A 9,709-nucleotide genomic window follows, 5' to 3' on the forward strand; every position below is an offset into this window, starting at 1 on the left:
GTCACACCGGCGTCACGCTGACACAGCACGGCGAGATAGCCATGTACCGACACGAGCTATCACGTTCCGTCACCACCGAAAGTGGGCCAGAGCCAGTGACCGTACAGACCCGGGGACGACGCTTTCCAAGATCGAAAGTTCAGCAACAAGCTCTAAGGGAGTAGGCGTGTGACACCGGAGTGATCAGAAGTGGACGTTGGTCATCGTGTACCACGTCGGGACGAACGCCAGCAGGGCCAGCGCGACGAGGACCGCGAATGACGTGAGTGCGCGTGAGGTGGTGATGGGCGCGGGTGCGATGGGCCGCAGCTCCCATCGTCCGACCGCGATGAACGCCGCGACGCCTCCCAGCAAGAGATTCGCGGGCACCAATGCGTATTCGTTGCGCGTGATATGGAAACCAGCCGCGAGGATCATCGTCAGTGTCAGGCCGACGGCGGCGAGCGGCGTCAGCATCGGTTTGACTTTCGTCATCGCCGGCAGGATCAGGCCGACGCCGCCAAGTACCTCACAGACCCCGATGAAGACGATCAGAGGCTGCGGCACCGCGGCGTACCAAGCCACGGCCCGGGGCGCTGCCGCATACAGAGCTGCGTCGTACAACAGCACTTTGCCGAAACCGCTGCCGGCGAAGAAGAAGCCGAACAACGCTTGTAGTGACCAAAGTGCGCCGTTGAGCGTGAACCTCATTCCGCGCCTCTTGGGCTGCTGCTCAATGTCCTTGACGCCGGGCAGGTTGGCGCTGACATGCCCGTTCATGCTCTATCACTGCCTTTCTTATCGGGTTGGCCGGGGAAGGAGCTTTGTGGGCGGGTCGGTACGAGGTGGCCCGTCGTTTCGATGCTGTTCATGGCAGATTGTCCTTGAGAACCTTGATGTACTCGATCTTGAGAAGGGTGCTGACGGCCCTGAGGTCGTCATGGGTGAGCCGGTGCTCGGTGTCGCGGCGGCGTCGGCGTTCATCGGTCTTGCAGCAGTCCGAGGACGTTGCCGTCGGGGTCGGTGACGGTGGCCACGAGGCGGCCGCCGCCGACGTCGTGTGCGGTCTCCTTCACGGTGGCCCCTGCGGCGATCACCTCGGCCAGCTTCGCCTCGAGGTCCGGCACGTGCCAGTAGGCCACCGGCGAGGTCATGCCCTGCGGCCCACCGCCCGGCACCAGTCCGATGTGCTGTCCCCCGACCTCGAAGCCGACGTAGTAGGACGAGTCGGTCTGTGGCGCGACACCGAGGAGGGCCGCGTACACCGCCTTGGCCTTGGCAAGGTCAGACACGGGATGCAGCACGGTCTTGATTTCCTGGGAGGAAGAGCCGGTCATGGTCACTCCTGTCGTCGTGGGTCACATCGACCCGCTGTTTGCGTGTGCTCAGCTTTTCGCCCGGCTTGGCCGCTGCGCATCCGTGGTGACCACGGATCGTCAGCACGGATCGTCAGCACGGATGGGTTGCGGAGAGGATGCGGCAAACTGGGGCGGTGGTGACGCAAGTGGAGATTTCGCCTCGGGAAGCCGAGGTGCTGGACCTGGTCGGGGCCCATCTCAGCAACGCCGAGATCGCGGCACGGCTGTGCATCTCGGTGCGTACCGTGGAGAGCCATGTCTCCTCGCTGTTGCGCAAGCTGGAGGTGCCGGATCGGCGGGCGCTCGCCCAGCATGCGCCCACGCCGGCCGGTGCCGGCCCGGGCCGCCCGGCACCGGTTCTGCCGACCCCGCTGACCTCGTTCATCGGCCGGGTGAGCGAGCGGGCCGAGCTGACCGAGATGATCAAGGCGCACCGGCAGGTGACCGCGGTCGGTCCTGGCGGAGTGGGCAAGACCCGGCTGGCGTCGGCGGTGGCCGCGGAGGCGGCCGGGGAGTACGCCGACGGCGTGTGGTTCGTCGACCTGGTCCCGGTCACCGATCCGGGCCTGATCGCGACCGCGGTCGCGGGGGCGCTGGGCCTCGGTGAGCAGCCCGGCCGCGACATGACCGAGTCCGTGGTCGCCGCGCTGGCCGACCGTCATGCGCTGCTGGTGCTGGACAACTGCGAGCACGTGGTGGACGGGGTGACGCTGTTCGTCGAGCGGCTGCTTGCGACATGCCCGCAGGTGACGGTGCTGGCGACCAGCAGGGCCCGGCTGATGGTGCCGTTCGAACGGGTGTATCCGGTCCCGCCGCTGTCGCTGGCCGCCGACGGTGAGTCGGACGCGGTCGCGTTGTTCATGGAACGGGCGGCGGCGGTCGGCTGGCCGCTGGATCCGCCGCTGCGCGGCCAGGTGGCCGCGATCTGTGAGCGACTGGATGGAATGGCGCTGGCGATCGAGCTGGCCGCCGCCCGCTATCCCATGCTCGGGTTCGATGGCATCACCGCCGCCCTGTCCCACCCGCTGCGGATGCTCACCGGCGGCTCCCGTGCCGATGACCGGCACCGCTCGGTGCGGGCGGCGCTGGACTGGAGCCATGCCCTGCTGGAGCCGGCCGACCGGGCGCTGCTGCGCCGGGTGTCGGTGTTCGTGGCGCCGTTCACCGCCGCGGCGGCGGCGCAGGTGACCGGGGACGAGGAAGGCCTGGTCGCCGACGGCCTGGCCCGGCTCGCCGGACAGAGTCTCCTGGCGGTGACGGCGTCCCTGGGCAGGACCGAGTACCGGGCGTTGGAGACCATCCGCCAGTACGGGATGGAGCGGTTGTCCGAGGCCGGTGAGCTGATCGATGCTCGATCCCGGCACCTTCGTTGGCGCCTGGCGCAGGCTGCTGGCCTGGCCGTGGTAGCCCAGGATTGGAGGGCACGGTTCGACCTGGTGGCCGACGACCTCCGCGCCGCCCTGGCGTGGGTGGCCAACCGTCCGGAGCAGCGCGTGGACGCGTTCGAGCTCGCCCGGTGCCTGGCGGAGCTGACCTTCACCCGTCACCTGACCGGCGAGTCCCAGCGGCGCTATGAGCAGGCCGCCGCACTCGCGACCGACCCGGCCGCCTCCGCGTCGATGCTCCGGCAGGCCGCGGCCGTGGCCGGGTGCCGGACAGTCGGTGATGACATGTACCGCCTGCGCCGCGCGGCCGCGGACGCCGCCCGCACGTCCGGCGCCGCTGCCGGCGCCGCCGCCGACCTGGCGACCGCCGCCACCATCGCCTTCCGGTTCTCGACCACATTCGTGCGGCGCCCGTCTCAGGAGGAGGCGCTCGAGCTGATCACCGAGGCGCGGGAGCAGGCCGGCGACGATCCGGCCGCGCAGGCGGCGGTGGCCCTGGCCGAAGCCGGGGTGCTCACCGACGCGTTCGGCGCCGTCCAGGGCCCGCCCGGCAACGCCGTGCCGGAGACACGGGAGCGCGCCGAGCGCGCGGTCGAACTCGCCCGCCGGACCGGCGACCCGCTCGCCGAGTCGGCCGCACTCGACGCGCTCACCGGCGCTCAAGGCTGGGCCGGCGACACGTTCGCCACCGCCGCCACGGCCCGGCGCCGGATCACGCTCCTGTCGTCCCTGCCGATCTCGCCGGCCGGCACCCACGAGCTGATCGACGCGCTCGGTATCGTCGCCGAGGCCAGCCTCGGCACGGGAGATGTGCCGGGCGCCCGCCGATGGGCACGGCAACTGGCCGACCATCCATCGCTGGCGGAAGTAGGTCACCGCGCTACGTGCCGCCTGCTGATGGTGGACGCGCTGGCGGGCGACGTCGACGAGGTGCTCACCGGCAGCGTCCGGTTCCTCGACGCGTGGCAGCGGGCAGGCAGCCCCGCCCGGTCCATCCTCGCCCCGGCGGTGGCCGGTGTGGCGATGATCCACGGCCTGCGCGGCGACCTTGACGCCAGACGCGAATGGCAGGAGATTCTGGGCCGGCTCGGCACCTCACCGGAGCATATCTACGGCTACGGGGCGGTTTTCGACGCGATGCTCCTGCTGCACCACGGGCAGGCACCGGAGGCGCTGGAGCGGATGGCCCCCGAGCCCCGGCAGGTGTGGAAGTGGATCACCTGGATCTGGCACCACTGGTATGTCGCGCTGCGCAGCGAGAGCGCCGTACTCGCCGAAAGCCGCAACGCCCGCGACATCGTCGCCGAGGCCCGCACCGTCGTGGCCGGCAACCCGGTCGCCGCTGCCATCGTGGAACGGGCTGGAGCCCTGCTCGACGGCGACCAGGAGGCGCTGCTCGCCACGACGGACGCGTTCGACGCCGCCGGCTGCCGCTACCAGTCCGCGCGGACCCTCGTTCTCGCCGGCGGCGACCACGCCGACCGCGGCGCCGCCGCCCTCGCCGCCCTCGGTCTCGCCCCGATGACACCAACCGGCCGAAGATGGTGACCTCGTTACACAGCGGGCCGGATCGCCCCTGTACGTGTCGAACTGTCGAAGACCTGGCGTGGGCTATCTGGAGATTCGTTGTGCCCGCACGGGATCCCTGGCCGACGCCACCGGCATGGACTACGAGAGATCGTTGACGAGCGGCCATCTCCACGTGAGGCCCGTCAGAACGCGTCCGCGTTCAAGAAGTGCCCGGCGCAGTATCGCCAAGACTTCAGCGGGGTGTCGCTCGGCGTGGGCCGCAAGCTCGGTTCCAAGAGCGGCCGCCCGCCGGTCTTCGACGCACAGGCCTCCAAGGAACGCAACACCGTCGAGCGCTGCTTCAGCAAGCTCCGCCAGTTCCGTGCGGCCGCGACCAGGGAACAATTGTCACATCCTGTGTATCGATGAGTGTGGTCGGACTTCCCAGGTCGGCCGTTGGAGCTGATCGTTGTACACGATGATGTCGGCGTGGTCGGTTGGGCGGGCTGTGGCGAAGTAGAGCTGTTGGGAGGGGATATAGCGGTTGCGCCAGGACCGTTCGATTTCGGCGGTGTCGGCGGTGGATCCGGCCGGCGCTGTGCTTCGGTCCCGGGCGCGATCTACCGTCTGCTCGAATGGGACGGACACGAAGATGCGCAGGTCCCACCGGTCGATGAGTTCTGGGCGCAGGAGGAAGACGCCGTCGAAGAGCAGTACGGCGTCTGCGGGGGCGGTCGTGGCCGGCGGGGACGATGGGGCGTCGGTGTCTCTGTCATAGACCGCGTGCTGGAACCTTCGGTCTCCGCCTGGGCCCAGCGGATCGAGCAGGACCCGGCACAGCGCGGCGTGGTCGTGGGCGTCGAAGTAGCAGCCTTCGGCCGAGTACTGGCCGCGTCGGTAGCGCTGTGCACGGGGGAACAGGAAATCGTCGATGGTCGCGCGGATGACGTCTCGGTCCTGCGCGCGCAGGACGACGGCGAGCTCGTCGGCCAGCGTGGTCTTGCCGGAGGCGGGCGGCCCGTCGATGGCGACCCGCAGCGGGTGCGCGGTCGTGACGGACCTGATCGCCTCGGCCAGCCGGCTGATGAGCTCGCCGCGGGTGCCTTGGTCCATTGCTGCCTCTCTCACGGTGTCTCTGTTTTAGCACCGCACGTCAGGCTGCGGTCGCCGGCTCGCGTTCGACGAGGACGCCTCGTTCGAAGCGGGCTCCGGCGCGGACGAGGGCGACGAGGTGGGGTAACGCCCAGTCTTGGCCCACCCGCGCTGCCGCCCGCGGTGTGATCTTCGAGTTCATCGAGGACTGGCAACCTGCACCGCTTGCACAGCAGCCTGGGTTACCGCTGCACGAACCTCCGCGAAGACCATCACCGTCATCATCGCGGCGGTGCCCACGGCCCTGACCGAGCTGATCACACTCGGGCGAACGCTCAAACGCCAGGCCGCCGACGTGCCGGCCTACTTCGATCGCGCCTGCACCAGCAACGGACCGAAAGAAGCAATCAACGGCCGCCTCGAACACCTACGCGGCTCCGCGCTGGGCTTCCGCACCCTCGCCAACGACATCGCAAGATCACTACTCGAGGCCGGCGGGTTCAGACCACAACTGCACACTCGGATCGGATGAGCCCGGAAAGTTTTGAAAGAAATCCGGGAGGCGTGTCGGATCGGGGCGGTGGTGTTCGTAGCAGGGGTGAGGCCGCCGCAAGGCGCGCGCGACCGACCGCCCGCAAGGAGACACCATGACTGCCACGTACACCTTCGACATCTTCTCCACGCTCGACGGCTTCGCCAACCACAACGGCGACTGGGGCGGCTACTGGGGCAAGCAGGGCCCCGAATTCCTCGCGTATCGCGCCGCTGCCTACCGTGACCCGCTGCGCATGGTGCTCGGGGCCAAGACCTACTCGTCGAACGCGCCGTTCCTTGACGCAGGCTTCGACCGCAGCCTGTTCGACGGGTGGATCACGCGCATGTTCGACTCCCCGGTCACGGTGCTCTCCAACCGGCTGACCGAGCCGCTCGAGTGGCCGGGCACGACCATCGAGTCCGGCGATCCTGTCGAGGTGGTCACGCGCCTCAAGGCCGAATCCGAGGTGCCGCTGCGCTCCCACGGCAGCCTGACGCTCAACCGGGCGCTGCTGAACGCCGGCCTGATCGACACCATCGAGGTGACGGTCTTCCCAGTGATCTCCGGGACGACCGGCGTGGACCGGATCTTCGACGGTGCGGACGACTTCGACCTCGAACTGCTCGAGGCCCGGACCTTCGACGGCCACACGCAGGTGCTGACCTATCGACCGACCCGACACAGTTGAGCCATGCCGGGATCGTCATCCTCGCCGCGTGCGTGGTGTATGGCCCTGTGCTCCTGGGGGGTGGATGTAGTCCCAGGGAAATTCCAGCGGGCTTGCCTGACCTGCGGCGATACAAAGGGTCTGGACGGCGTCCACTGTGGGGATCATGGGCGATGACGAGCCAAGGCTCGGCTACGGCCAAGGGACGGCGGCCTCTGTGGAGCGAGCGCGATCGCGATGCCGGGCGGGTCCGGGACGCACTGCGTTCCTGACGTCGACACGTTGACCACCAGCGAAGAACTCTGCACGCCTCAACTCGACGGCTCCGTGCGGGGTCGACTCTCTCGTCGCTGACGATGGTTGTGGCCCCACGTTAATCGCTCAGGTTCGATTGGTGCCGGTGGTGAAGTGAGCGGGGATGATGCTGCCGGCCGCGCTGGGTGAGCTGATCGAGTTCTGGGCGCTTCTGGATGAGGATCGGGCGCTGGTGGCCGGTCGCAGGGCGTGACCGCGCCGGGGTTGGGAATTCCTGCTGAGGAAAGGTCGCCCGCCCGATTCGCGTTCTCCTCCAGGACCTCCACGAGCGTCACCGCGTCGTCCGGGATGAAGCCCATCCTCCGTGTGAGGGCGGTCGGGCTCGGAAGCGGGCCAGCACGTACGGCGTGTGGGTCGGTGGAGCTGGTCAGTTCACCAGCACGATCTTCCCGCGAGCGTGACGGCTCTCGCTCAACTCGTGTGCGGCGGCGGCCTCGGTGAGCGGGAACGCCGCCGCGACCGGCACCCGTAGCCGGCCCTGCGCTGCGAGCTCGACCGCGATGCCGAGGCCGTGCACCGCCAGCGGGTCGGCGGCCCCAACGGCCGCCGCCGTGTCGCCGGCCGGCACGCCGTGCGACAGGTGCACGCCGAGGGCCGCCGCGGTGAAGTCGGGAGCGATCGTCACCACGCGCGCCGGGTTCCCGGTGATGGCGATCAGGTCGGGCAGCGCCCCTCCTGCGCAGTCGAGAACCGCGTCCACCCCACCTGGTGCCAGCGCGCGGACCCGTTCGACCAATCCCGCCCCGTACGTCGTCGGCACGGAGCCCAGCGAGCGCAGGAAGTCGTGGTTGTGCTCCCCGGCCGTGCCGATGACGGTGGCGCCACGGGCGACCGCGAGCTGCACGGCGACCGTGCCCACCCCGCCGGCCGCGCCCTGCACCAGCACGGTGTGCCCGGCGCCGACCGCGAGCCGGTCGAGCACCCGGGTGGCCGTCTCGACACTCCCGGCGGCACCACCGGCCTCCTCCCAGCTCCACGCGGCCGGTTTCGGCGCCCAGGCGACCAGGACCGCGTGATCGGCGTTGGCGCCGCGCGCGGTCGTCGCGGTCATGCCGAACACCTCGTCGCCGGCCCCGACACCCGTGACGCCGTCGCCGACCTCGTCCACCACGCCGGCGGCGTCGAACCCGGTCCGGTACGGGAACGTCACGGGCACCACGTCACGCATCCTCCCTGAGCGGATGGACGTCTCTCCCGTCGACAATCCGGACGCCCGTACGGCGATGCGGATCGCCCCCGGCCCGGCATGCGGCTCCTCGACCTCGGCGACATGCACCACGCCGGCCGGGCCGTACTCCGAAAACTGAACTGCTCTCATGCGCCGTACGGTAACGGAACACCCCGTCCGTTTGACTAAAGTGAGAGCGGTGACGGCCGAAGTGAGTCAGAAGCTGCGCTCGGACGCCCGCGACAACCGCGCGCGCATCCTCGCGGTCGCCCGCGCGACCTTCGCCGCCGAAGGCCTCGATGTGCCGATCCGGGAGATCGCCCGGCGCGCGCAAGTCGGCGCGGCCACCGTCTACCGGCACTTCCCGACCAAGGAAGCGCTGCTCAGCGAGGTCTTCGCCGAGCCGATGGCCATGTGCTCGGCGGTCGTCGAGGAAGGGCTGGCGCAGGCCGACCCGTGGCGCGGGTTCTGCCTGGTGATCGAGAAGCTCATGGAGGTGCACGCCCTCGACCGGGGTCTGTCCGGCGCGTTCACCTCGCAGCTGCCGTACTTCGCCGCGGACCGCGACCGTACGATCCGGCTGCTGCTCCAACTCATCCGGCGCGCGAAGGAGGCAGGCGACCTGCGGGCGGACTTCGTCCTGGAGGACTTCATCCTGGCGATGATGGCGAACGAGGGCATCCGCGCCGAGTCACCCGAGCAGCGAGCGGCGGCGTCGCGCCGTTTCGCGGCCCTGATGATCCAGTCCTTCCGCGCCGACCCCGTCCGCGCGCCGCTTCCGCCGGCGGTCCGGCTGCTGCCGGCCGTTCAGTAGCGCCTTGGCGCTCGGAGAGTCGCCCCCGTGAGACGACGGGCAAAACCGCTTCACTCGGAGGTGCGCAGGCGGCGCTCGGCGGGTGGGATCAGCAGCACTTCCAGCGCCCGGGCGCAGGCCCGCGCGTGCGTGACGAACCAGTCGATCCGCGCGTCGCTCATCACCAGCGGCGTTGAGCGCACGGCCAGCGCGTAGCGTACGTGGCCCTGCCGGTCGAGGACCGGCACCGCGACCGTGCGGATGCCGTCGCCCGACTCCCCGTCGTTGAGCGCGTACCCGGCCTCGCGCACCCGGTCCAGTTCGGCGCGCAGCTCGCCGTGGTCCACGATCGTGCGGCCGGTCAGCGGCCGCAGGGGCCCGAGCGCCTCCAGGTCCGCCCTGCCCTCCGGGTCCCAGGCCAGCAGGACCTTGCCCAGCGCCGTGGAGTGCAGCGGGCGGCGCAGGCCGATGCCGCTGTCGGGGTTGAGCGAGCCGCCGCTCAGGATGACCGCGTGCCTGTCGTTGCGGACGGCCAGGTCCACGGTGGCGGAGGTGATGCGGGCCAGCTCGGCCAGTTCGGGCGGGATGCGGTGCAGGCCGCGCCGGTGGAAGGAGAGCTGTCCCAGCTCGGTGATCGACGGCCCGAGCCGGTAGCGGCCGGTGCGCGCCTCCTGTTCGAGGAAGCCGGCGGCGGTCAGCGTCCTGGCCAGGCGGTGCGTGGTCGAGGTGGACAGGCCCATCCTGCGCGAGAGGTCGGACAGGCTGAGCGAGGCGTCCCCGCCGCCGAAGCAGTCGAGCACGCCGATCGCCCTGCGTACGGACTGCACGCCGCCTTCTGCTGCCATGCGGGAAACTCCGTCTTCCGAGTAGGGAGAGCCGTGACCAGGTGAGAGCCGGTCCGGCCGGGA

The 9,709-nt window shown here is 70.0% G+C and carries 8 protein-coding genes and 1 pseudogene; 4 read left to right on the forward strand and 5 right to left on the reverse strand.

The window, feature by feature from the left end; genetic code table 11:
- Positions 1–183 precede the first annotated feature (183 nt).
- Together ACWDRB_RS56215 and ACWDRB_RS56220 are read right to left on the reverse strand one after the other, a co-directional pair.
- Positions 184–759, reverse strand: a complete 576-nt coding sequence (locus tag ACWDRB_RS56215; RefSeq protein ID WP_449909109.1) for a DoxX family protein — start codon at positions 757–759, stop codon at positions 184–186.
- Between the two features lie 200 nt (positions 760–959).
- Positions 960–1,316: a VOC family protein gene (locus tag ACWDRB_RS56220; RefSeq protein WP_449909112.1), complete on the reverse strand. Its 357-nt coding sequence runs from the start codon at positions 1,314–1,316 to the stop codon at positions 960–962.
- Between the two features lie 167 nt (positions 1,317–1,483).
- On the opposite strand from ACWDRB_RS56220, the gene ACWDRB_RS56225 reads away from it, so the two are divergent.
- Complete coding sequence (locus tag ACWDRB_RS56225) at positions 1,484–4,270, forward strand: ATP-binding protein (protein ID WP_449909115.1); 2,787 nt, start codon at positions 1,484–1,486, stop codon at positions 4,268–4,270.
- A gap of 369 nt (positions 4,271–4,639) precedes the next feature.
- Here ACWDRB_RS56225 and ACWDRB_RS56230 read toward each other — a convergent pair whose 3' ends face one another.
- The gene (locus ACWDRB_RS56230) at positions 4,640–5,344 is read right to left on the reverse strand and encodes a cytidylate kinase family protein (protein ID WP_449909116.1); all 705 of its coding nucleotides are present in this window, start codon (positions 5,342–5,344) and stop codon (positions 4,640–4,642) included.
- Between the two features lie 244 nt (positions 5,345–5,588).
- Here ACWDRB_RS56230 and ACWDRB_RS56235 point away from each other — a divergent pair.
- Positions 5,589–5,855, forward strand: a pseudogene (locus ACWDRB_RS56235) (transposase); the annotation flags it as partial.
- Positions 5,856–5,970: 115 nt separating this feature from the next.
- Positions 5,971–6,546, forward strand: a complete 576-nt coding sequence (locus ACWDRB_RS56240; RefSeq protein WP_449909119.1) for a dihydrofolate reductase family protein — start codon at positions 5,971–5,973, stop codon at positions 6,544–6,546.
- 661 nt (positions 6,547–7,207) lie between these two features.
- Here the strand turns inward: ACWDRB_RS56240 and ACWDRB_RS56245 are convergent.
- A complete protein-coding gene (locus ACWDRB_RS56245) occupies positions 7,208–8,158 on the reverse strand; it encodes an NADP-dependent oxidoreductase (protein WP_449909122.1) in 951 nt (316 codons plus the stop codon).
- Positions 8,159–8,207: 49 nt separating this feature from the next.
- On the opposite strand from ACWDRB_RS56245, the gene ACWDRB_RS56250 reads away from it, so the two are divergent.
- On the forward strand, positions 8,208–8,822 hold the full coding sequence (locus ACWDRB_RS56250) for a TetR/AcrR family transcriptional regulator (RefSeq protein WP_449909124.1): 615 nt from the start codon (positions 8,208–8,210) through the stop codon (positions 8,820–8,822).
- A gap of 50 nt (positions 8,823–8,872) precedes the next feature.
- On the opposite strand, the gene ACWDRB_RS56255 is transcribed toward ACWDRB_RS56250, so the two are convergent.
- Positions 8,873–9,646: an IclR family transcriptional regulator gene (locus ACWDRB_RS56255; RefSeq protein WP_350730894.1), complete on the reverse strand. Its 774-nt coding sequence runs from the start codon at positions 9,644–9,646 to the stop codon at positions 8,873–8,875.
- Positions 9,647–9,709 lie beyond the last annotated feature (63 nt).

Source organism: Nonomuraea sp. NPDC003707 (assembly GCF_053587055.1).